This is a genomic window from Nocardia sp. JMUB6875 (genome assembly GCF_041154655.1).
Lineage (GTDB): Bacteria > Actinomycetota > Actinomycetes > Mycobacteriales > Mycobacteriaceae > Nocardia.
Genome location: NZ_BAAFGR010000006.1, coordinates 19,424 through 40,780, shown reverse-complemented (window position 1 = coordinate 40,780; position 21,357 = coordinate 19,424). Strand labels below are relative to the sequence as shown.

Sequence of the window (21,357 nt, the reverse complement as noted above, 5' to 3'; positions counted from 1 at the left end):
CATATCCGCTCGTTCCCGTAAATAAGTGTCCGCCCCCGATTTTCGCCCCGCGCTCCCGCGCGCCCACCGGCCCGACACCGCCGAGCCGAAATTCTCCCCGGCAGAACTCCCCGATACAGCATTCCGCGCCGAACCATTCCGCACCGTGAAAGTCCGCAATGCAAGGTTCGGAAACGTACGTTCGGGGATCACGCGAGCAGGGTAATCCGGTCCGACCAGGTTTGCTGGCCAAGCGACCACCAGGTTGCTCGACGCCCGGTCAGCAGTCGAAGCCGAGGCGGCGCAGGTCTTCCTGGACTCGCTCGGGGAGGGGGACGGATTCGCGTCGGCAGCGGGCCAGGGCCTGGGCGAGTTCCTCGCGAACCTGGTGGGCGAGCTTGATGCCCATGCTCTCGTAGAGCAGCAGGGATTTGCAGAGCAGATCGCACGGGCGCCAGTGCGCGCCGCCGGAGCGCAGCGCGATGTAGGCGAGGGCGCGCAGGACGTCGGCCTCGCCGTGCGGGTCGCGGGTGCGGCGGGTCAGGTCCAGGGATTCGGCGTAGTCCTCCTGGGCGGCGTCGAGGTCGCCGACATCGCGGGCCAGATGGCCCAGCCCGCGCAGGGCGTCGGCGCGCAGCAGGTGGTCGCCGATCTCGGCGCCGATCTCGAAGGCGTCGCTCAATTGGCTTCGGGCGGTGGCGTACTGAGCCGATTCGCGGGAGACGCTGCCCAGGCCCCACAGCGACCAGCCCAGGCTGTAGCGGTCGCCGATCTCGCGGGCGATGTCCAGCGCTTCCAGGTAGTAGCGGTGGGCGGTGGCGCGATCGCCGCCCATGCGCTCCATGTGGCCGAGGCCGCGCAGGGCATCGCCCTCGAACTTCGGGTTCTCCAATTGCCGTGCCATGCCCAGCACATCGGAGTACGCGGTGCGGGCGCGGTCGTAATCGCCGATGTGCCTGGTGACATCGGCCAGCCCCCACAGCGACGCCGCGATGCGCTGGGCATCGCCGAGCGCGGTGGCGATGTCGTGTGCCTCCTGGAAGCAGGCGGCGGCGGTCTCGTAGCTGCAGGCTCTGCGGTGGAGGGTGCCCAGTTCGAAGAGGATGTCGCACGCCGTGCTGCGATCGTCGCCGCCGCGGGCGATGGTCAAGGCGCGGAACAGGAGTCCGCGCGCATCGGTGAGATGGCCGAGTTCGGACAGGTGCGCGCCCAGCAGCCGGGCCAGCTCGCCGGTATCGGGCTCCGAACCGGTGACGCGCACGCAGCCCAGCAGCAGTTCGCGTTCGCGATCGAGCCAATCCTGCGCGCGCTGGGTGACTCCGGTCGGATCCGGCGTGGGCGGCGCGGAGAAGCTGCCCGCCGCCTCGTAGGGTTGCTGCACTCCGGCCTGCCGCGCCACCCCGAGGCAGTACCGCACCAGCCGCCCCACCGCGGCGGTGTGCTCGCTCGGCAGATCCTCGGCATCGGCCTTCACGCGTGCGAAAAGCCGTGTCACATCGTGGATTCGGAAGCGCTGCCCGCGCGGCCCCGCCTCGGCCGGATCCAGCAGGCCGACCTCGAAGATCTGGCGGATCAGGCCGTAGGCCTGGGCCTGGGGGACGCCCGCCATCGGGGCGAGGGTCTCGGCGGTGATCTCGGTGCCGGGGAACCAGCCGAGCAGGCGGACCGAGCGCTGCAGGACCGGGTCCGGGAGGCGCTGGTAGGAGAGTTCGAAGGCGGCGCGGAGGGTTTCGCCTTCGGCGGAGAAGAGGTCCAGGGCGCGTTCGACGAGGGAGTCCTCGGCGCCGTCGGGGCCCTCGCGCATGTGCTCGGCGAGTTTGGTGAACTCGGCGGCGGCCGCGCCGAGCAGGTCCGGACCCTGGTAGGCGATCTGGCCCGCGATCAGGCGGATCGCGAGGGGCAGGCCGCCCGCGGCCCCCAGCACCAGGCGGGCGGCGGCGACGTCGTAATCCGGTGGCAGATGGGCGAATTCGACGAGCAGCTCCTCCGCCTCGGCGGGGCTCATGGCGTCGAGCTGGAGCGGGACGGCGCCGGTGAGACCGGTGAGCTTGTGGCGGCTGGTGATGAGGACGAAGCAGTCGCGCGCCTCGGGGAGCAGGGCCCGCACCTGTTTGGAGTCGAGGGCGTTGTCGAAGACGATGAGCGAGCGGCGATCCCGCATCTCGTGGCGCCAGCGCGCGGATCGCGGCGCGATATCGGGCTTGATGGTCTCCGGCGGCACCCCGATCTTCAGCAGCACCTGCTCGAGCACTCCGGCGGGGGTGCGCGGCGGGCGGCCGTCGGTGTGGCCGTGCAGGTTCTCCCAGATGATTCCGTCGGGGTATCGGTCCTCGAAGGTCTCCACCATCCAGCGTGCGAGCGCCGTCTTCCCCACGCCCGCAAGACCATTGACCACGTGCACGTTCGGGCCGCCCGAGTTCAGATGCGCCTCGATCCGGTTGCGCAGCAGCCGCCGCTGTTCGGTGCGGCCCACGAAGGGCACCAGCTCGCTGGGGAAGCCATTGTCCGAGGCCGCGGGCAGCGCCGTGGTCCGGCGCGACACCACCGCCCGGTAGGCGGCCACCTCCGCACTCGGCATCTGGGCCAGATCCGCGGTGTCCACCAACTGATCCCAGCTGGTCCGATAGATCGCGGCCAGGTTCTTGAGCACCTCCAGCGTCGGCCGCGGATGGATCCGCCCCGCCCCGCGCGGCCCCGGCCACGACTCGTACTCCGAGATCCGCGCCGCCTTCATCGGCGCGCTCGGCTTCCCGGTCAGCCGGTTGAACTCGTCGGCCACCTGCTGCTGGGTGAACTCGTTCGCCAGCCGCCAGGCCTTGCGCGGGCGGCACCCCCGCTGCCGCAATTCCGCGACCAGCGGCTCCAGCAGTTCGTTCTCCCGCAATCCGATTCCGAGCAGAATCCCGCGCAATTCCTTGCGCGCGTCGGCCCCCACCACATCGGATTCCCCGTTCTTCTGCGCGGCGGCCACGGAAACCTCCCCCCGCCATTGTGAACATTTCCTTGGTACCGCTCATGTTTGGGCTGGTCAAGAACTCGTGACGTGCCAAGAATCGGCGAATCCCGCTGGGATCGAACAATGCCCGCCCACTCGCGACCATTGATTGGACAGGACGGGCACGGGGGACGGGTCCGCGGTCGAGAAAGGATCGAATCAATGGTTACCGATTCGAATTGGATGATCACCTCCGACGTGGCGCACGAGGTCGCCTTCCGCATCGATGTTCCCGAGGAGCACCGCGGCCGCTGGGTCCTCTCCTACCTCCCCACCTACCGCCGGCTCTCGCGCGACCAGGCCATGGCCGGCGTCGTCCTCGCGGAGATGATCCTCCTCGGATTGCTGCGTCCCAGTGGCGAATTCGACGAAGAGGTGGCGGCCTTGCACGCCGAGATGATCGGGCTCACCATCACCGACGCCATGTGCCTGCTGGCGCTGCGCGAGGCCGGGCGGGAACGGGAGGCCCGCGGCGAGGAGGAGGGAGAGCCCGCGCGATCGCCGCGGCGGGAGGCGCTGCGGTGACGGCTCAGACGCGCATTGCCGCGTGCTCGGCCCGGACCAGGTCGAGTACCGGCAATTCGATCTGTTCATAGAGCTCCAGCGCCTGCTCGAGCCGGGCCCGGCCGGAATCCGGATCTCCCGCGCGCGCCGCGAGTTTCCCGAGCGCGCGCAGGGCGTCGGCCTGGCCGTGGATGTCCCCGAGCCGCTGGGCGATCCGCAGCGAATCCGCGTAGAAACGCTGGGCCAGCCGGTATTCATTGCGTTCGGCACTGTCGACGTAGTGCCGGTGGACATGCCCGAGCCCGCGCAGCGTATCGATCTGTCCCAGCGGTTCCGCGATGATCTGCGCGATCGCCGAGGCCTCGGTGAAGCAATCCCGGGCGTCGTCGTAGTCGCCGCGCGAACGGGCCAGATGGCCCAGACCCCACAGCGACAAGAGCTCCCCGTACTGATCGCCGATCCGGCGGGCGATGCCCAGCGCGGCGTCGAACCGATTGCGCGCCACCTCGATACTGCCGGTCATGCGCTCCACATGACCCAGGCCGCGCAGCGCATCACCCTCGAGCTTGCGCTGTTCGATGCTGCGCGCGATGCGCTGCACATTGAGATACAGCGGCCGGGCGGTGTCATAGCGGCCCCACAGGCGCGCGACCTCCGCATAACTCCACTGCACGGCCGCCAGCCGCTCCAGATCGGTCAGGTCGGAGGCGATGACCAGCGCTTCCCGCGACCGGACCTCCGCCTCCCGGTATCGGGAGGACATGCGTTCGGTGTGGCTGAGCCCTTCCAGTGCATCGCATTCCGTCTGCTTGTGCCCGATCTCCCGGGAAATCAGCAGGGCCTCATGGAAATTCGACCGGGCCAGATCGTATTCGCCCGTCACCCACTCGGATTGCCCTAGCTCGCACAGTGATTCGACCTGAATGCGCCGGTCGGTCAGCTCCAACCCGATGCGGCGGGCGGCCGCGTACGTGGCTCGTGCACTCTCGTGATTGCCGCGCAGGCGGTGAATCCGCCCGCGGCCCAGCAGCGCCCAGGCCCGCGCCGTCGCGTCCTCGAGATGGTCCGCGATCGATAGCGCCTGCGCGTAGAGCCGGTCCGCGTCCGACCAGTGCCCGAGGCTGCACAGATGACAGGCCAGCAGGCGCGCCAATTCCGCGGTGTCCGAGGTCATTTCGTCCAGCGGCAGGCAGCCGAGCAGCAGTTCGCGCTCCCGGCTCAGCCAGCCCCGCGCGTGCGCGGCCGCGTCCAGCGAACTCGTCGCTGTAGCGCGGCTGCCCGCGGAATCGAAGGGCCGCAAGGAAGCCGCCTGCCGCGCCACCGTCAGGCTGTGCGCGACGATCCGCGCGATCGCCACCCGCCGATCCTCCGGCCGATTCTCCAGCTCGGCCTCCACCTGCGCGCAGAGCCGGTTCAGATCGTGCATGCGATACCGCGACGGCTGATTCGGACCGGCCACCGCGTCCAGCAGGCCCGCCTCGGACAACCGGTTGATCAGGTTCTTCGCCTCGTCCACCGAGATCGCGGCCATGGCGCCCAGGATCTCGGCGGTGACCTCCGAGCCCGGAAAGGAACCCAGCAGCCGGACCAGGCGCTGCAGCTCCGGATCGCGCAGGCGGCGATACGACATCTCGAAGGCGGTGCGCACCGATTCGTCCTCGGCGCGGAACTTCTCGAGAATGTGGCGGGCCGGGGAGTCGCCCGCCGGATCCGACGCGCGTTTACCGCGCTCGGTCAGCTCGGCGAAGTCGGCGGCGAACGAGGACAGCGCGCTCTCACCGTGATAGGCGATATGGCCCGCGATCAGCTTGATGGCCAGCGGCAGATTGCCCGCGGTGCGGACGATCTGGGTGGCGGCCTCGCGGTCGTAGCCCGGCGGCAGACCGGCCAGGCGGACCAGCAGCTGCTCGGCCTCCACGCTGTTCATCGCCTCCAGCGGCAGCGGGTCGGCGCCCGCCAGCTTGGTGAGATGGGTGCGGCTGGTGACCACCACCAGCGTGCCGGGCGACAGCGGCAGCAGATCGCGGACGTGATCGCTGTCGGGGGTGTTGTCGAAGGTGAGGTACATCTGCTTGTCGCGCATGGCGTTTCGCCACTTGTCCGAGCGGCGGGCGAGGTCCGGCGGGATGGTCTCGCGCGGCACCCCGATCTCCAGCAACAGCTGTTCGAGCACATCGGCGGGTTCGCGCGGATCCTGGCCCGGGGTGTAGCCGTGCAGATCCACCCAGATCCGGCCGTCGGGATAGCGGGCGGAGAACAGGGCCTCGGCGAAGCGGGCCAGCGCGGTCTTCCCGACCCCGGGATGGCCGTGGATCACGTGCACCGACGGCGCGCTGCGGGCCCGCCGATGCGCCACGATCCGGCGGTTCAACTCCCCGACCGCCTCCTTTCGGCCGACGAAATTCGGTTCGCGCGGCGGCAGATCCGCGATCGGCGCCCCGGCCGGGAGGCTGCTGCGCCGGGCCACCGCATCGCGAAAGCGCTCCACGGCCGCGGGTTCCAGCTGCGCCAGGTCCTCGGCGTCGACCAGTTCGTCCCAGGTGGTGCCGTAGATGCGGGCCAGCAACTCCAGCACCTCGACGGTCAGGCGCGGGCCGGTGCGGACGGCCGGCCAGCGCTCGAAGTACGAGATCTGGTTGCCCTGAACGGTTCTGCGGTGATCGTCGCGATGGTCGTTGAACTGTTCGGCCACGTCCTCGAGGGTGAGCTCGGCGATCTCGCGGCGGCCGTTGGTGCGGGCCAGGCCCGCCGCGTAGCGCCACGCCACCCGCGGCCGTAACCCCTTCTGGCGCAGCTCGTTCACCAGCAGCGGCAGCAGTTGCGCATCGGATAATCCGGTGGCGGCCAGGCCATCTCGCAGCCGCCGCCGCTCCGCTCGCGTGGTGGGATGACGAGCACTCACGATTTCTTCCCCCGGTTATTGCCGATTCCTTGGTAGCAGTGGGTGTTTCGCCAGGTCAAGCACCGTGTCTCAATTGCGAAAGTTCTCGCTTTCCACTTCGTGAAGCGGTGACCCGAATTCCGCATCCTGAAGTCGGGTCGACCGGCGGCACGGTCGGCCGGGGCGGAAGGAGTTCTGGCATGGGTGTCATCTATCTGGTCCCGCTGCCGAGTCGGTTCAACCTGTGCTGGATGGTGATCGGCGCCTGTGCGGTCCTCGCCTTCGCGGTGTTGGTCATGCTCGTCGTCACCGTCGGCTGCGGCAGCCACGTCTCGACCGATCCGGGGTCCGTGACTCCGACGCGGTCCGTGGTGGCCGGGGTATGCGAACCGTTCTGTCCGATCTCGGCCGCTCCGCCGGTGGGCTGACCGGCAGACTCCGCCGATGGGCCGGAGGGGAGCAAATCGGCGGCGGCCCGGCGGTCGTTCGACCCGCCGGGAAACACGAGGCCCCGCACCGGAATCGGTGCGGGGCCTTCGGGTGCGGAAGGGCACGGGTGGGTCAGAAGAGGGCCAGGGCGGCGAGCAGACCGGCCAGGGCGATCGTCTGCAGGGCCACCCGCAGGTTGAGGATGCTGTCCCACTTGGCCTGCAGGGCACGGGCATTGGCGGGGATCACGCCGGTCTGCGCGGCGGCGGTCTGGGCGGTGTTGACCGGCTTGGCGATCAGGACGTAGCAGGCCAGCCAGGTGAGCAGGGCGGCGAGCGCGATGCCGGCGGCCGCGGCCGCGCCGAACTGCCCGGCGGCGATGGCGAATCCCAGGGCGAGGACGGCGGTGATGACGCCGCCCGCGCCGAAGACCGGCATCCGCTTGTCGCCGTAGTAGTGGCCCCACCCGGCGCTGATCGTCATGGTGGCGTCGTCGAGGTGGTCGCGGTAGACCGAGCGGGTAATGAGGGCCACCGACCAGTCGGTGCCGTAGACGACGGCATTGGCAAGTACGGCGAGGGCGGCGAGGATCTGGCCGGTCAGGACGAGCATTTGAGGCCTCTTTCGACTGGAATCTAGCGACGCTAGGAACTGAAGCAAAGATAGCAGCGCTAGGGCTAGGTTGTCTAGCGGTGCTAGATATCCGATTTCCGGTCGTCTGAACGGATTGAATTTCGGACCCCGGTGGCTCGCCTCACAACTATCAAGATCACAATGGGCTGTGAAGGTGCTCACATCTGGACGGCCGTCGGCGCGTCATGCACCGGTGGCCCCCGTCACGCAAACAGTACGAGCGTTATGCAAAACCGCATGTCAGGCCTACTGGCAAGTAGATTCCACGGCTGCTATTCGCAAGCAAATTTCGCAGCATTAGCAAAATGCCGGTGAAAGCTAGCGTGGATTCACACTTGCAACAGGTAGACGGGACTTTTGTCCTGTGCCATCGTGTGGAAGTACACCTCGCGGGCCTAGCAAGTCTGCAAATTGCCGCTCCAGCAGTGGTCGAACATCCCTCCGGGATTCGACCGGCGGGGCTACCGAGACCGAACGAAGAAGTGGAGTCAGAGATGTCGAACGTCGGCACCCCGAAGACCGCTGCGGAGATCCAGAAGGACTGGGACACCAACCCGCGCTGGAAGGGCATCACCCGCAACTACACGGCCGAGCAGGTCGTCAAGCTGCAGGGCACCGTCGTCGAGGAGCACACCCTCGCTCGTCGTGGCGCCGAGATCCTCTGGGATCTGGTCAACAACGAGGACTACATCAACTCCCTGGGCGCCCTCACCGGCAACCAGGCCGTGCAGCAGGTCCGCGCCGGCCTGAAGGCCATCTACCTGTCCGGTTGGCAGGTCGCCGGTGACGCGAACCTGTCCGGCCACACCTACCCGGACCAGTCGCTGTACCCGGCCAACTCGGTTCCGGCCGTGGTCCGCCGCATCAACAACGCGCTGCTGCGCGCCGACGAGATCGCCAAGGTCGAGGGTGACACCTCGGTCGCCAACTGGCTGGCCCCGATCGTCGCCGACGCCGAGGCCGGCTTCGGTGGCGCCCTGAACGCCTACGAGCTGCAGAAGGCCATGATCGCCTCCGGCGCGGCCGGCGTGCACTGGGAGGACCAGCTGGCCTCCGAGAAGAAGTGCGGCCACCTGGGCGGCAAGGTGCTGATCCCCACCCAGCAGCACATCCGCACCCTGACCTCCGCGCGTCTGGCCGCCGACGTCGCCGACGTGCCGTCGGTGATCATCGCCCGCACCGACGCCGAGGCCGCCACCCTCATCACCTCCGATGTGGACGAGCGCGACCGCGAGTTCCTGGACGGCACCCGTACCGCCGAGGGCTTCTTCGGTACCCGCAACGGCATCGACCCCTGCATCGCGCGTGCCAAGGCCTACGCCCCCTACGCCGACCTCATCTGGATGGAGACCGGCGTGCCGGACCTCGAGGTCGCGCGCAAGTTCGCCGAGGCCGTCCGCGGCGAGTTCCCGGACCAGCTGCTGGCCTACAACTGCTCGCCGTCCTTCAACTGGAAGGCGCACCTGGACGACGCGACCATCGCGAAGTTCCAGCGCGAGCTGGGCGCCATGGGCTTCAAGTTCCAGTTCATCACCCTGGCCGGCTTCCACTCGCTGAACTACGGCATGTTCGACCTGGCGCACGGCTACGCCCGCGAGGGCATGACCGCCTTCGTCGACCTGCAGGAGCGCGAGTTCAAGGCCGCCGCCGAGCGTGGCTTCACCGCCGTCAAGCACCAGCGTGAGGTCGGCGCCGGCTACTTCGACACCATCGCCACCACCGTTGACCCCAACACCAGCACCGCGGCGCTGAAGGGCTCGACCGAAGAGGGCCAGTTCCACTGAGCCACCCGAGGCGGCTCGGCGTAAACAGCTGAGCCACTTCAGGTTCCGAGGACAACCCCGAGGCGGCAGTCGCATCACACCTTCCGCCGCCGCGGGACCTCAGGACTCGCCGAGAGGGATGGCAAGCCCCTCTCGGCGAGTCCACCCGCCCTTCCCGTCGACAGCCCCGGCGGGGAGGGCATTTCCTTATAACGTTTTTCGTAAGACAGCTTTTCAAGACCTTAAGAAGGCGCAGGGTCGTTCAGTTATACGACGCCTTCATCCACAGCCACGACGGCCAAAGAGCAGGAGCGGGACCGTGAGCACAGAGAAGATTCAGCGCGTCGGCATCATCGGCGCAGGACAGATGGGCGCGGGCATCGCGGAGGTTTGCGCCCGGGCACACGTCGATGTGCTTGTTTTCGAGCAGACCCGTGAGCTCGCCGCCGCCGGGCGGGCCCGCATCCTGCGGTCGCTGGACCGCGGGGTGTCCAGCGGCAAGATCACCGAGCGCGAGCGCGAGCAGGCCGCCTGGCGGCTGCGCTTCACCAGCGACCTCGGCGATTTCGCCGACCGTCAGCTGGTGGTCGAGGCCGTCGTGGAGAACGAGGACGTGAAGACCGCGATCTTCGCCGAACTCGACAAGGTCGTCACCGATCCGAACGCGGTGCTGGCCTCCAACACCTCTTCCATTCCGATCATGAAGATCGCCGTGGCCACCAACAACCCGGAGCGGGTCGTTGGCATGCACTTCTTCAACCCGGTGCCGGTGCTGCCGCTGGTCGAGCTGGTCACCACGCTCAAGACCACCGACACCGTCACCAAGCGCGCCGAGCAGTTCGCCGCCGACGTGCTGGGCAAGCAGGTGGTGCGCTCCGCCGACCGCTCGGGTTTCGTGGTCAACGCGCTGCTGGTGCCGTACCTGCTCTCGGCCATCCGCATGGTCGAATCCGGTTTCGCCACCAAGGAAGACGTCGACAAGGCCATGGTGCTGGGCTGTGCCCACCCGATGGGCCCGCTGGCCCTGACCGACCTGGTCGGCCTCGACACCGTGAAGTCCATCGCCGACTCCATGTACGAGGAGTTCAAGGAGCCGCTGTACAGCGCGCCCCCGCTGCTCTCGCGCATGGTCGAGGCCGGGCTGCTGGGCAAGAAGGCCGGAGCCGGCTTCTACCAGTACAACCGCGCGTGATCTGAGCCTTTCCATGGCGTATCGATGCGCTCACGCGGGTGGTCGCGTGAGCGCATCGTGTTTTTCTCCGCAAAGAGCAGAGCGTCTTTTTCTCCAAGGTGCACGCCGCAGGGCATGTGGCGGCGTCCACCACAACCGGGCATAAGCTGCAATCAGGTCGTTCGGGACCGGCAGCTCGGAAGGAGTGTCCGTTCAGATGGTCAACGTCACCGACGGGTTCGGGTCCAGCATTCTGGGTTACCCGCGCATCGGCGAGCATCGGCAGCTAAAGCGTGCGCTGGAGTCGTACTGGCACGGCACGCTGTCTCGCGACGAGCTGCTCGCCGTCGGGCGCGATATCCAGGACAGCCAGTACCGCGAGCTGGCCGCCACCGGGTTGACGCAGGTCCCCGGCAACACCTTCTCGTTCTACGACCACATCCTCGACAACGCGCTGCTCTTCGGCGCGGTCCCCAAGCGGTTCGAGCCCTATCGAGAAGGCTTGGACCCGTTGGACTTCTACTTCCTGATGGCTCGCGGCCGGCCTGACCTGCCGCCGCTCGAGCTGGTCAAGCTGCTGAACACGCCGTACCACTACCGGCAGCCCGAACTCGACACCGACACCGAATTCTCGCTGCACCCCGAGGCCCTGCTCGACGAATTCGACCGCGCCAAGGCCGACGGCATCGAACTGCGGCCGGTGATCCTCGGCCCGCTGTCGCTGCTGCTGCTGTCCAAGACCGGACACGTCCCCGGCCAGACCGAATTCGACAAGCTGGTGCTGCTGGACAAGCTGCTGCCGGTGTACGAGGAACTGTTCGAGATCCTCGCCAAGCGCGGCGCCACCTGCGTGCAGCTGGACGAGCCGTGCTTCACCAGCGACCGCTCGCCCTCGACCATGGAGCTGTTCGAGAAGACCTACCAGCGGCTGTCCAAGGCCCCGCTGCGCCCGCGCATGCTGGTCACCGGGCAGTACGGCGACTTCGGTGAGGCCACCGAAATCCTGTGCCGCACCGCGGTGGAGGCCATCGGCCTGGACCTCGCGAGCTACCGCGTGGTGCCCGAGGAGCTGGCCAAGATTCCGGGCATCAAGCGCAAGCGGCTCTATGCCGGCGTCATCAGCGGCACCAATGTGTGGCGCGCCGACCGGTACGTGACGCTGGAATACCTCAACAAGCTCGCCCAGGTCTGCCCCGACATGGTGGTGTCGACCGGCGCCACGCTGCTGCACGTGCCCTACGACGTGCTCGTCGAATACGAGCTCGAGGGCCCCGTCGCGGACCGCCTCGCCTTCGCCAAACAGAAGGTGCTGGAGGTGGTTTCGCTGGCCAAGGCGCTCACCGAGGGCCCCTCGGAGAAGTGGCGCAAGAAGCCGACCTCGGTGCACTTCAAGCAGAAGCACGCGGTGCGCCAGCGGGTGTACGCGGTGACCCCGCAGATGCGGGTGCGCGAACCCTACGAGACGCGAAAGGTCGCGCAGCAGGCCAAGCTTCGGCTGCCGCTGGTGCCCGCCACCACGCTGGGCTCCTTCCCGCAGACCGAGGCGGCCCGCCAGGCCCGCCACGATCTCGGCCAGGGCAAGCTGTCCTACGACGACTACCGCAAGCGCATCGAGGCCGAGATCGAGTCGACCATCCGCCTGCAGGAGGACATCGGCCTCGACGTGTTCGTGCACGGCGAGCACGAGCGCAACGACATGATCCAGTACTTCGCGGAGCTGCTCGACGGCTTCGCCACCACCCACTTCGGCTGGGTGCAGGTGTACGGATCCCGTTGCGTGCGACCGCCGATCGTGTACGGCGACGTGTCGCGCCCGGCGCCCATGTCGGTGTCGTGGACCACCTACGCGCAGTCGCTCACCGACAAGCCGGTCAAGGGCATGGTCACCGGCCCGGTCACCATGCTGGCCCGCTCGTTCGTGCGCCAGGACCAGCCGCTCTACGAGACCGCCGACCAGGTGGCGCTGGCCATTCGCGACGAGGTCGTGGACCTGGAGAAGGCGGGCATCGCCATCATCCAGGTGGACGAGCCCTCCATCCGCGAACTGCTGCCGCTGCGCAAGAAGGGGCAGGCCGAATACCTGCGCTGGGCGGTCGGCGCGTTCAAGCTGGCCACCTCCGGCGTCAAGCCGGAGACCCAGATCCACACGCACATCGGCTATTCCAGCCGCGGCGACGTGGTGGCGGCCATCGAGGAACTCGACGCCGACGTGACCGCCATCGTGGCCACCCGCTCCATCGAATGGGTGCTCGAGGCGCTCAAGGAGGACTGCGCCGAGGGCCGCGGCCTGACCCACGGTGTCGGCCCGGGTGTGTACGAGAGCCGCTCCGCGCGCATCCCGGACATCGACGAGCTGGACGAATTGCTCACCGCCGCAGCCGAAGCCGTCACCCCGGAACGCCTGTGGGCGAATCCGGACGGCGGCCTCAAGACCCGCCACCACTGGCAGCTGGATCCGTCGCTGCGCAATATGGTCGCGGCGGCCCGCCGCGTCCGCCGGCGGGCGGAGGCCGCGGCGGGCGAAAGCGCCTGACGGTTCGGTCAGCGCAGCAGTGAGCGTGCGGTCGGGGCGAGTCGCAGGACCTGCTCCGGCCGCTCCAGCCGCTTGTTCAGGTCGGGAGCGAGGTCGTCACGCCATCGCGGTGAACGGATCAGCGCGGCGAGGCGCGCGGCCCGCTGGTCGTCGTCGGCGAATGTCGCGAACCAGGTGAAGGCCGACTCACCCTCGCGAACGGGCAAGGGCGCGAACGTATTCGGCGCGGGCTCGGTCGCGTAGACGCCGATCGGGTGGATGTCCGCCGCGGCGAGCGCGGGCCGGACTCGGTCGTCGAAGAACGCGGCGAACTCGTCGAGGTCGACGGACGGGTGGTAGACGGTCGCCATGACCCGCGCGGGAGGGGGAGCGGTGGCGTCGCGGCCGGGGCGCTCGCCCGGCACCGTGAACCCGCTGCCCGGCGGGGCAGGGCGCAGTAGCAGCACGTCGTCGGTGTCGACCATGGTGGCGCGGGCCGCCGGGGCGTGCGTTCTCCAGGTCTCGCTGTCCAGATAGAACGCGGCCAGCGCGGCATGGCGGGCCCGCATATCGGGGAAGGCGCGTAGCCAGACGAACCGGTCCGGATCGTCCTCGTCGCGGAACTGCCCAATCATGCGTGCGCCCAAGGCTTCCTGCGGATCGAGCAGTTCGCGGTCGAAGAGGTCGATGAGGGTGTCGCGGGTGCCCGGTCGCAGTGTGTACTGCCGCAATTCGAGGACCGGCCAGAGGATTTCGGTCATCTCTTCACGGTCGCACCGCTGGGACAGTCGTTCCAGTGGCCTGAATGCCGCTTTCCGTCAAGATCTGGCCAGTCACGAAGTGGTCATGAACCACGGATTAGCTTGTGAACCATCGGTTTTCGAGATGGAGGCGGACGTGGATCCGACGGGTAAGGGCAATCAGCCGGACGAGCCGGAAGGCGACAAGCAGTACTACGACTCCTACAACCAGAAGGGCGACCAGGTGGCGCAGGAGCCGCCGTGGAAGTCGGGACGCTGACGCGGTAGCCGGAAACTTGTCGGTGGGGGTGGCTACGGTGTGGGCGTGAACCGCACCGATCGGCTCTACGCGATTGTCGAGGAGTTGCGGGCGATTTCGCCGCGCCTCCGCACGGCACGGGAATTGGCGGCGCGGCACGGGGTCAGCGTGCGCACGGTCGAACGGGATATCAGCGCGCTGCAGCAGTCCGGTGTACCGATCTACGCCGATGTGGGGCGCCGCGGCGGGTACGCGCTGGAGAAGAGCATGTCGCTGCCACCGTTGAACTTCACGGCGGCCGAGGCGGTGGCGCTGGCCGTGGCGGTGGCGCGCGCCGACGACGGGCCGTTCGCGGCGGCGGGGCGCAGTGCGCTGCGCAAGATCCTGGCCGCCATGTCGCAGCAGAATGCCGACGCGGCACGGCAATTGGCGTTGCGGGTGCGGCTGTTCGACGCGCCCGAGGCCGTCGCGCCGATGCCGATCCCGCCCGAGGTGGAGCAGGCCGTGGTGGCGCGCCGCGTGCTGCGCATCGAATATCTGGACCGCTCCGGCGTGCTCAGCGAGCGCGAGGTGGAGCCGGTGGCGCTGCTGCACGGCAGCAATGGCTGGTACCTGCTGGCGTGGTGCCGCCTGCGCGATGAGCCGCGCAACTTCCGGCTGGATCGCATGAAGGGCATCGAGCTGACCGAATGGGTCGGGCCGGAGCGGTCCATCGACATGTGCCGCCCCGCGGAGCCGGTGCACGAGATCCGGATGATCTCGCTCGGCTAGGTCCGGAAACTCCGTCGGAAAGTCCGAAAAACACCGACAGGGGGTTGTCGCCGGACCGGGAGATCGTGATGGGGCAAGGCAATCCACCCCAGACTCTCCGGGAGACAGAGATGACCAACCCTCCGCCTTTCAACACCGTGGCCTGGTTCCAGGTCGGCAGCAATGAGCCCGATCAGGTGAAGGCCTTCTACCAGGAACTCTTCGGCTGGAACTTCGCCCCGGATCCGGACCAGGACGGCGATTACGACCTCGTCACCTACCCCGGCAGCGATATGCCCGCGGGCGGCATCGCGCACACCGCCGACGCCTCCGGAAACCACGCCATCTTCTACGTGCTGGTCCAGGATGTCCCCGAGATCCTGGCCGCGGCCGAGAAGGCGGGCGGCAAGGTGTTCGTGCAGCCCGTCACCGCCAAGAACGGCCTGGTGTTCTCCGAGATCCTCGACACCTCGGGCAACCGTTTCGGCATCTTCAGCCCGCCGCCGGTGAACTGATCACCGATTCCGCACACCGGCGCGGTTAGCCTGTCAGCGAAGCTTTTTCGACGACAGGAGTATGGATCGTGGGCATGTTCGACCAGTTGAAGGATGCGGCGGGCAAGGCGGCGGAGCTGGCGGGCCAGCACGCCGACAAGCTGGAGCCGCTGATCGACAAGGCGGGCGACGCCATCGACCAGCAGACCGACGGCAAGTTCGCCGGTGCCGTGGACAAGGTGCAGGACGCCGCCAAGCAGGCGCTGCGCGAGCAGTCGGGGCAGTAGCGAAGAGCTCGGTCATCGAGCGGCCGGCGGCGACACTGCCGCCGGATTCGCTACCACCGCACCGCGATTCGCGGGGCCGGATCAGCGGCGCTGCTCGTGCGGGCCGTGGTGGTCGCGCTCGTACCAGTTGCGGTAGTGGCTCCAGCAGTAGTCCCAGTTGAAGCCGTGGCTGTCGCGATCGCAGTAGTAGTGGTACCAGTAGTTGTCGTCACGATCGGTGGCGGCGATACCGGTCCCGGCCGGGAGCGCCGAGGCGATGCCCGCGCCGACGGGCAGGGCGAACAGGGCGGCGGCGGTGACGGTCACCAGACGTTTGGTGAGGGTCGACATGTGATCTGCTCCTTGGGCTTTCATGTTCCGGGAGGTGTTTCCCGTGAAAGCAATGGTGCTGATCCGCGGCCGAATTCTCTGTCCGCCCGCCGACGCCGCGAAGGTGTTCGCGCCGACACAACGGTCGGCGCGAACACCTCCGGCGATCACATCGTGGCGGTGTCGATGACGAAGCGGTAGCGCACATCCGAGGCGACCGCGCGGTCGTACGCCTCGTTGATCCGGTCGGCGGAGATGACCTCGATCTCCGCGCCGATGCCGTGCTCGGCACAGAAGTTCAGCATCTCCTGCGTCTGCGGAATGCCGCCGATCATGGAACCCGACAGCGAGCGCCGCATCCCGGCCAGCGTGGAAGCCCTTACGCTGGCGGGCTTGTCGGGCAGGCCGAGCAGCACCAGGCTGCCGTCCAGCTTCAGCAACTTGATGTAGTCCTCGATCGGCAGATCGGCCGACACGGTATTGATGATCAGGTCGAAGGATCCGCGCAACTGCTTGAACGTGGCGCGGTCACCGGTGGCGTAGTAGTGCTGCGCGCCGAAGCGCAGGCCGTCCTCCTGCTTGGACAGCGAGTGGCTGAGCACGGTCACCTCCGCGCCCATGGCGGCGGCGATCTTCACACCCACGTGCCCGAGCCCGCCCATGCCGATGATGGCGACCTTCTTGCCGGGCCCGGCGTTCCAATGCCGCAGCGGCGAGAACAACGTGATGCCCGCGCACAGCAGCGGCGCGGCCACATCGAGCCCGATGCCGTCCGGAATCGACAGCACGAAACCCTCGGTCACCACGACCTGCGTGGAGTAGCCGCCGAGGGTGTACCCGCCCGCCTGCTGTTCCACGGGCACCGCGGTGTTGTAGGTCCAGACCACGCCCTTGGTGCAGTACTGCTGTTCCCCGGCCAGGCAGGCCTCGCACTCCCCGCAGGAATCGACCATGCAGCCCACCCCGACCCGGTCGCCGACCCGATGCCGGGTCACCTCGGAGCCGACGGCGGCGACGATGCCCGCGATCTCGTGGCCGGGCACGCACGGGTAGGCGGTCCCGTGCCATTCGTTGCGGGCGGTGTGGATGTCGGAATGGCAGATGCCCGCGTATTTGACGTCGATCAGCACATCGTGGGGTCCGAGCTCGCGGCGTTCGATGGCGATCTTCTCGAAGGCCCCGTCCGGGGCGGATACGGCATATGCGGCAGCAGTGCTCATGCAGTCATGCCTACTCCCACATGCCGGCAATCTCCAACCGGTCGTCGGATATCTCATGCTCGGCGCGGCGTGGCGACCCCGCGGCAATTGCTCGGCACGATGACACGATGGCGATTCTGCTGTCCCTGTTCTCGATGTGCGCCACCCTGGTCGGCGGCCTGATCGCGTCCCGCATCGGCGACCGCAAGCGCCTGGTTCTCGGCCTGGCCGCCGGCGTCATGCTCGGCGTGGTGGCCTTCGATCTGATGCCGGAATCACTCGAGGCCGACGAGCGCATCGTGCTCGGCGTCCCGGTCCCGCTGCTGGCCGCGGTGGTCGGCTTCTTCACCGTGCACATCATCGAGCGGTCCATGGCCATTCACACCGGCTACGAGGACGAATACGTCGCCCACCAGCACGGCCACGATTTCAGCTCGCTGGGCCTGCTGGCCGCGGGCGGCCTGGTCTTCCACAGCATGCTCGACGGTCTGAGCATCGGCTTCGGTTTCCAGGCCAGCACCACGGTCGGCGCGGCCGTGGCCATCGCGGTCATCAGCCACGATTTCGCCGACGGTTTCAACACTTTCACCCTGACCACGCTCTACGGCAATGCCCGCAAGCGGGGTCTGATCATGCTCGGACTGGACGCGATCGCGCCGGTGATCGGTGCGGTGATCGGTACGCTGGTGAAGGTGCCGAAGGAACTGGTCGGCCTTTATCTGGGTTATTTCGCGGGATTCCTGCTCTACCTGGCGATGGCCGATATCCTGCCCGAGGCACACGCGGGCAAACCCTCCCGGGGACCCCTGCTGTGCACGCTGGCCGGGGTGCTGTTCATGTTGTTCGTAGCCGCCCTGAGCCACTGAAATACTGGTACACCAATTAGGTAGAGCTCGAGCGGCGATCGGCAGTCGGGAGGGTCCGTGGACGACGGCAGACGTCGAGGCCGGGGCGGCCGCATGCTGGCGCTCTTCGTCGCCGCGCTCCTCGGCTTCACCGGATTCCTCTGCTACCGAGGCGAACTGCCCCGCTGGGCCCTGGACGACGCCGCCACGTCGTCCACCCTCATCGGCCCCGCGCTCCCGCCGCTGGATGTCGACCTGGTCTCCCGGGTGGCCGAACCGGCCCTGGTGAACATCACCGCCGGCATCCGCCCCTACGGCCTGGGCGCTGCCGGTTCGGGCATCGTGCTGACCGCCGAGGGCGAGATCCTCACCAGCCATCACGTCATCAAAGGCGCTGACACCGTGACGGTTTCGGATGTCGGCACCGGCGCGACCTACACCGCCACCGTCGCCGGATACGACGCCGGCGCCGATATCGCCCTGCTGGATCTGACCGGCGCCGACGGTCTCCCGGTCGCCCGCATCGGCAGTTCCGCCCCGCTGCACCTGGGCGACGACGTGCTGGCCATCGGCAATGCGGGCGGCACCGGCTCCCCGACCGCGGTCGGCGGTCCCATCACCAATCTGGATTCGGCCATCGTGGCCCGCAATGCCGCGGACCTGTCGCGAAAGTCGTTGCACGGCATGATCGAAGTGGCCGCCGCGGTGGCCGCCGGGCAGTCCGGCGGCGCGCTCGTTGACCGCTACGGCTCGGTGGTCGGCGTGGTCACCGCCGCCTCGGGCGATCTGCAGAAGACCTTGGGCAAGGGCCCCAACGGATATGCCGTCCCCATCGACACCGCCATGAACGTGGTCCGCCAGATCCGTTCCGGCACACCGACCGACACCGTCCACATCGGCCCCACCGCCACCCTCGGCATCCTCACCTCCGACGCGCGGCCCACCGGCGCGCGCATCGACGTGGCCATCTACGGCCTGCCCGCCTACGCGGCCGGGCTCGCCGACGGCGAGATCATCACCGCCCTCGACGACCGCCCCATCACGAGCTCACAAATGCTGAAAGCCGCACTCAACGCCCATAAACCGGACGATGTGGTGCGGCTCGAGATCAGCGATCCCACGGGCGGCCGCCGCACGGTGAGCGTCACGCTCACCGTGGGCCCGCCCAACTAGAATTCGGCCCTGCCCGACTAGAACTTGCTGTTCCAGTAGTCCTGGAACTTGAGGTACACGGTCAGGATGATGATCGCGTAGTAGATCGCGATCAGCGTCCAGCGCCATTCCACGAGAATCTGCAGCAGCCCGCGCGAGCGTCCGAACAGCAGCCCGGTCACGATCGCGAACATGGCCGGGGTCACCGCCCACACCACCATGCACCACGGGCACAGCGCGTGGATCTCGAAGGTGGCGTCCCAGACCAGCCAGCCGATGGCCGCGATGCCGGCCAGCAGACCCAGCCACATTCCGGCGAAGAACCAGCGCGGCAACGAGATTCCGACCACCAGCAGGATGCCGACGGTGACGAAGACCGAGAAGCCGACCACACCGATGATCGGATTGGGGAATCCGAACATGGACGCGGACTTGGACTCCATCACCGTCGTGCACGAGATCGTGGCGTCGATGGTGCACATCGGCTTGTAGCCGGACTCGGTGAGCGACTTGAACTTCTCGACCAGCAGCGTCACCGACGCTCCCCAGCCGAGCAACGCACCCAGCAGCAGCGGCCAAGCCGAGCGGGGTCCCGCCGCGATCATCACTTGCCCGCGTTCTCGATCACCGCGGTCATGCCGCCGTTGCCCATCAGCGCCTGCGGATCCTGCACCTGGGTGCCGTTGACGTAGACCGTCGGGGTGGACTTCACGCCGGTGGCGAAGACCTTGTCGGTCTGGGTCTTCACCCAGCCGGTGTACTTGCCGTCCTTGATCGCCTGGGCGACAGCGGGATCGGTGTATCCGGCGTCCTTGGCGATCTGGATGAGCTGGTCATCGGTCATGCCGGCGCCGCCCTCCTTGGGCTGCTTGGCGTACATCTCGGCCAGCCAGCCCTGGAACTTCGACGGATCCGCCTCGTACATCACGTAGGCCGCCGCGGCGCCGCGGGTGGAGAACTGATTGCCGCCGGAGGCGCGGTCCAGGAAGGTGATGATGTTGTAGTCCACCACCGCCTGGCCGCTCTGCACGGCCTTCTTCAGCGCATCGGCATTGGCGTTCTCGAACATGGCGCACGCCGGGCACTGCACGTCGGCGACCACGCGGACGTTCACCTTCTGCTTGCCCTCGGGTGCGGGCGCGGCGGTGTTGTCGATGCGGATCGCGCCCTCGGGGGTGAGGTTGGCCGGGACCAGGGCCGCCTGCGCGGCATCCCAGTGGAAGGAGTTGGCGGCCTCGGCCTTGTCGTCGTTGTGCTTGCGCATGGCCAGGGTGATGCCGATGCCCGCGATCAGGCCGAGCAGCACGACGGCCACGCCCACCTGGATGAGGATCTTCCGATTGCGATCGGCCTTCGCCGCGTTCGCCAGCGGATTCTTACCGGTTGTCTTGCTCACCTGCGCGCTCACCACGCCTTCCGTAGTCACGACTCTGCGGGCCCATCTTCACCCGCGAACCTGAGAGATGCCTGTATCCGGGCATGCCGAGTCGCCTCGGGTGTCCGACCACGAGCGATTGTCCGTGACCAACGGCGGGCTATGACCCCGAGGGGGTCTCAATCACGCTCGGTCGAGGCGCTTTTTCTGCTCGGCGATATCGAAGTCGGCGGCCGGCCAATCCAGCTTCAGGCCCTGCAGCGCGTCGATGAGCAGTTCGGTGACGGCCAGGCGCGAGTACCACTTGTGGTCGCAGGGCAGCACGTACCAGGGCGCGTAGTCGGTATTGGTGCGGTCCAGGACCGCCTGGTACGCCTCTTGGTACTGCGGCCAGAAGGCGCGCTCGTCGATGTCGTTCGGGTTGAACTTCCAGTACTTGTCGGGCCGGTCCAGCCGCTGCGCGAGCCGCTTCTTCTGCTCGTCGAGGGAGACGAACATGGCCACCTTCACCACGGTGGTGCCGTCGTCCACGAGTTTGCGCTCGAACTTGTTGATCTCGTCGTAGCGCTTCTCCCAGATTTCCGGGGCCACCAGCTCGTGCACCCGCACCACCAGCACGTCCTCGTAGTGGGAGCGGTCGAACACGCCGATCTGGCCGCCGCGCGGCAGCTTCTTGCGAATCCGCCACAGGTAGTGGTGCTTGCGCTCCTCGGCCGTCGGCACCCCGAAGGCCGCGTGATCCACGCCCTGCGGGTCCACCGAGCCGATGACATGCCGGACGATGCCGCCCTTGCCGGCGGTGTCCATGCCCTGCAACACCAGCAGCACACTGCGGTTGTCACCGGAACGGCCGTTGGCGTACAGCTTCTCCTGCAGATCCGACAGCACCTCGGCGCGCTCGGCGAGCAGCTGCTCCCCGGCCTTCTTGTCGCCCTTGAATCCGGGGGTTGCCGAGGTACTCAGATCCTGCACCTGCACGCCATCGGCGCGTAGGGCCTTGGTGACCGGTTTCGACCAGGATGTCGCCTTCGCCATTCGTCATGGTTAGCACGCGTGGTGGTTTCGCGCAGCCAACCGCGC

The 21,357-nt window shown here is 67.9% G+C and carries 20 protein-coding genes; 11 read left to right on the top strand and 9 right to left on the bottom strand.

Translation table 11 applies throughout. The annotated features are described in order from the left end of the window. Positions 1-259: 259 nt before the first annotated feature. Entirely contained in the window at positions 260-2,950 is a 2,691-nt protein-coding gene (locus ACAM49_RS02925) for a tetratricopeptide repeat protein (RefSeq protein WP_369633887.1), read from the bottom strand. A 186-nt stretch (positions 2,951-3,136) separates the two neighbouring features. Between ACAM49_RS02925 and ACAM49_RS02920 the strand changes: the two genes are divergently transcribed. Further along, positions 3,137-3,499 (top strand): hypothetical protein, encoded by a 363-nt coding sequence (locus ACAM49_RS02920; protein WP_369633886.1) that lies wholly within the window; start codon positions 3,137-3,139, stop codon positions 3,497-3,499. A 4-nt stretch (positions 3,500-3,503) separates the two neighbouring features. Here the strand turns inward: ACAM49_RS02920 and ACAM49_RS02915 are convergent, their stop codons facing one another. Next, positions 3,504-6,380 (bottom strand): tetratricopeptide repeat protein, encoded by a 2,877-nt coding sequence (locus ACAM49_RS02915; RefSeq protein ID WP_369633885.1) that lies wholly within the window; start codon positions 6,378-6,380, stop codon positions 3,504-3,506. Between the two features lie 179 nt (positions 6,381-6,559). Here ACAM49_RS02915 and ACAM49_RS02910 point away from each other — a divergent pair, with 179 nt between their 5' ends. After that, positions 6,560-6,787, top strand: a complete 228-nt coding sequence (locus tag ACAM49_RS02910; protein WP_369633884.1) for a hypothetical protein — start codon at positions 6,560-6,562, stop codon at positions 6,785-6,787. A gap of 133 nt (positions 6,788-6,920) precedes the next feature. On the opposite strand, the gene ACAM49_RS02905 is transcribed toward ACAM49_RS02910, so the two are convergent. Beyond that, positions 6,921-7,400, bottom strand: coding sequence for a DUF1772 domain-containing protein (locus tag ACAM49_RS02905; protein WP_369633883.1), 480 nt, complete (start codon positions 7,398-7,400; stop codon positions 6,921-6,923). A 515-nt stretch (positions 7,401-7,915) separates the two neighbouring features. On the opposite strand from ACAM49_RS02905, the gene aceA reads away from it, so the two are divergent. The 3 genes from aceA (at position 7,916) to metE (ending at position 12,888) form a co-directional block, all read left to right on the top strand. Next, on the top strand, positions 7,916-9,205 hold the full coding sequence (gene aceA / locus ACAM49_RS02900; RefSeq protein WP_369633882.1) for an isocitrate lyase: 1,290 nt from the start codon (positions 7,916-7,918) through the stop codon (positions 9,203-9,205). Positions 9,206-9,503: 298 nt separating this feature from the next. Further along, positions 9,504-10,376 (top strand): 3-hydroxybutyryl-CoA dehydrogenase, encoded by an 873-nt coding sequence (locus ACAM49_RS02895; RefSeq protein WP_369633881.1) that lies wholly within the window; start codon positions 9,504-9,506, stop codon positions 10,374-10,376. A 196-nt stretch (positions 10,377-10,572) separates the two neighbouring features. Next, positions 10,573-12,888 carry a 5-methyltetrahydropteroyltriglutamate--homocysteine S-methyltransferase gene (metE, locus tag ACAM49_RS02890; protein WP_369633880.1) on the top strand — a complete coding sequence of 772 codons (2,316 nt, stop codon included), beginning with the start codon at positions 10,573-10,575 and terminating at the stop codon, positions 12,886-12,888. Between the two features lie 8 nt (positions 12,889-12,896). On the opposite strand, the gene ACAM49_RS02885 is transcribed toward metE, so the two are convergent. Continuing rightward, positions 12,897-13,628 carry an NIPSNAP family protein gene (locus ACAM49_RS02885; protein WP_369633879.1) on the bottom strand — a complete coding sequence of 244 codons (732 nt, stop codon included), beginning with the start codon at positions 13,626-13,628 and terminating at the stop codon, positions 12,897-12,899. 136 nt (positions 13,629-13,764) lie between these two features. Here ACAM49_RS02885 and ACAM49_RS02880 point away from each other — a divergent pair, with 136 nt between their 5' ends. The 4 genes from ACAM49_RS02880 to ACAM49_RS02865 all read left to right on the top strand — a co-directional run bounded on the left by ACAM49_RS02880 (position 13,765) and on the right by ACAM49_RS02865 (position 15,397). Continuing rightward, positions 13,765-13,887, top strand: coding sequence for a hypothetical protein (locus ACAM49_RS02880; RefSeq protein WP_281033382.1), 123 nt, complete (start codon positions 13,765-13,767; stop codon positions 13,885-13,887). 45 nt (positions 13,888-13,932) lie between these two features. Continuing rightward, positions 13,933-14,637, top strand: coding sequence for a helix-turn-helix transcriptional regulator (locus ACAM49_RS02875; protein ID WP_369633878.1), 705 nt, complete (start codon positions 13,933-13,935; stop codon positions 14,635-14,637). Positions 14,638-14,747: 110 nt separating this feature from the next. After that, positions 14,748-15,131 (top strand): VOC family protein, encoded by a 384-nt coding sequence (locus ACAM49_RS02870; protein ID WP_369633877.1) that lies wholly within the window; start codon positions 14,748-14,750, stop codon positions 15,129-15,131. Positions 15,132-15,205: 74 nt separating this feature from the next. Continuing rightward, positions 15,206-15,397, top strand: coding sequence for an antitoxin (locus ACAM49_RS02865; RefSeq protein WP_369633876.1), 192 nt, complete (start codon positions 15,206-15,208; stop codon positions 15,395-15,397). A gap of 81 nt (positions 15,398-15,478) precedes the next feature. Here ACAM49_RS02865 and ACAM49_RS02860 read toward each other — a convergent pair whose 3' ends face one another. Next, positions 15,479-15,727 (bottom strand): hypothetical protein, encoded by a 249-nt coding sequence (locus tag ACAM49_RS02860; protein WP_040813683.1) that lies wholly within the window; start codon positions 15,725-15,727, stop codon positions 15,479-15,481. A gap of 146 nt (positions 15,728-15,873) precedes the next feature. Then, positions 15,874-16,926 (bottom strand): NAD(P)-dependent alcohol dehydrogenase, encoded by a 1,053-nt coding sequence (locus ACAM49_RS02855; protein WP_369633875.1) that lies wholly within the window; start codon positions 16,924-16,926, stop codon positions 15,874-15,876. Between the two features lie 107 nt (positions 16,927-17,033). Here ACAM49_RS02855 and ACAM49_RS02850 point away from each other — a divergent pair, with 107 nt between their 5' ends. Continuing rightward, complete coding sequence (locus tag ACAM49_RS02850) at positions 17,034-17,771, top strand: ZIP family metal transporter (protein ID WP_369633874.1); 738 nt, start codon at positions 17,034-17,036, stop codon at positions 17,769-17,771. A 57-nt stretch (positions 17,772-17,828) separates the two neighbouring features. Beyond that, positions 17,829-18,923 (top strand): S1C family serine protease, encoded by a 1,095-nt coding sequence (locus ACAM49_RS02845; RefSeq protein WP_369633873.1) that lies wholly within the window; start codon positions 17,829-17,831, stop codon positions 18,921-18,923. Between the two features lie 17 nt (positions 18,924-18,940). On the opposite strand, the gene ACAM49_RS02840 is transcribed toward ACAM49_RS02845, so the two are convergent. The 3 genes from ACAM49_RS02840 to ACAM49_RS02830 form a co-directional block, all read right to left on the bottom strand. Beyond that, the gene (locus ACAM49_RS02840) at positions 18,941-19,507 is read right to left on the bottom strand and encodes a vitamin K epoxide reductase family protein (RefSeq protein WP_369633872.1); all 567 of its coding nucleotides are present in this window, start codon (positions 19,505-19,507) and stop codon (positions 18,941-18,943) included. Beyond that, positions 19,507-20,328, bottom strand: coding sequence for a DsbA family protein (locus tag ACAM49_RS02835; protein WP_369633871.1), 822 nt, complete (start codon positions 20,326-20,328; stop codon positions 19,507-19,509). Before ACAM49_RS02835 ends, ACAM49_RS02840 begins: the two co-directional genes overlap by 1 nt. A gap of 132 nt (positions 20,329-20,460) precedes the next feature. Next, positions 20,461-21,312, bottom strand: a complete 852-nt coding sequence (locus tag ACAM49_RS02830; protein WP_369633870.1) for a polyphosphate kinase 2 family protein — start codon at positions 21,310-21,312, stop codon at positions 20,461-20,463. Between the last annotated feature and the right edge of the window lie 45 nt (positions 21,313-21,357).

What these genes read in the sequence shown, in the direction of transcription:
- ACAM49_RS02910 (WP_369633884.1), top strand. Translation starts at nt 6,560, where the DNA reads ATGGGTGTCATCTATCTGGTCCCGCTGCCGAGTCGGTTCAACCTGTGC.
- ACAM49_RS02860 (WP_040813683.1), bottom strand. Translation starts at nt 15,727, where the DNA reads ATGTCGACCCTCACCAAACGTCTGGTGACCGTCACCGCCGCCGCCCTG.
- ACAM49_RS02865 (WP_369633876.1), top strand. Translation starts at nt 15,206, where the DNA reads ATGTTCGACCAGTTGAAGGATGCGGCGGGCAAGGCGGCGGAGCTGGCG.
- ACAM49_RS02855 (WP_369633875.1), bottom strand. Translation starts at nt 16,926, where the DNA reads ATGAGCACTGCTGCCGCATATGCCGTATCCGCCCCGGACGGGGCCTTC.
- ACAM49_RS02850 (WP_369633874.1), top strand. Translation starts at nt 17,034, where the DNA reads ATGGCGATTCTGCTGTCCCTGTTCTCGATGTGCGCCACCCTGGTCGGC.
- ACAM49_RS02885 (WP_369633879.1), bottom strand. Translation starts at nt 13,628, where the DNA reads ATGACCGAAATCCTCTGGCCGGTCCTCGAATTGCGGCAGTACACACTG.
- ACAM49_RS02920 (WP_369633886.1), top strand. Translation starts at nt 3,137, where the DNA reads ATGGTTACCGATTCGAATTGGATGATCACCTCCGACGTGGCGCACGAG.
- aceA (WP_369633882.1), top strand. Translation starts at nt 7,916, where the DNA reads ATGTCGAACGTCGGCACCCCGAAGACCGCTGCGGAGATCCAGAAGGAC.
- ACAM49_RS02830 (WP_369633870.1), bottom strand. Translation starts at nt 21,312, where the DNA reads ATGGCGAAGGCGACATCCTGGTCGAAACCGGTCACCAAGGCCCTACGC.
- ACAM49_RS02905 (WP_369633883.1), bottom strand. Translation starts at nt 7,400, where the DNA reads ATGCTCGTCCTGACCGGCCAGATCCTCGCCGCCCTCGCCGTACTTGCC.
- ACAM49_RS02840 (WP_369633872.1), bottom strand. Translation starts at nt 19,507, where the DNA reads ATGATCGCGGCGGGACCCCGCTCGGCTTGGCCGCTGCTGCTGGGTGCG.
- metE (WP_369633880.1), top strand. Translation starts at nt 10,573, where the DNA reads ATGGTCAACGTCACCGACGGGTTCGGGTCCAGCATTCTGGGTTACCCG.
- ACAM49_RS02870 (WP_369633877.1), top strand. Translation starts at nt 14,748, where the DNA reads ATGACCAACCCTCCGCCTTTCAACACCGTGGCCTGGTTCCAGGTCGGC.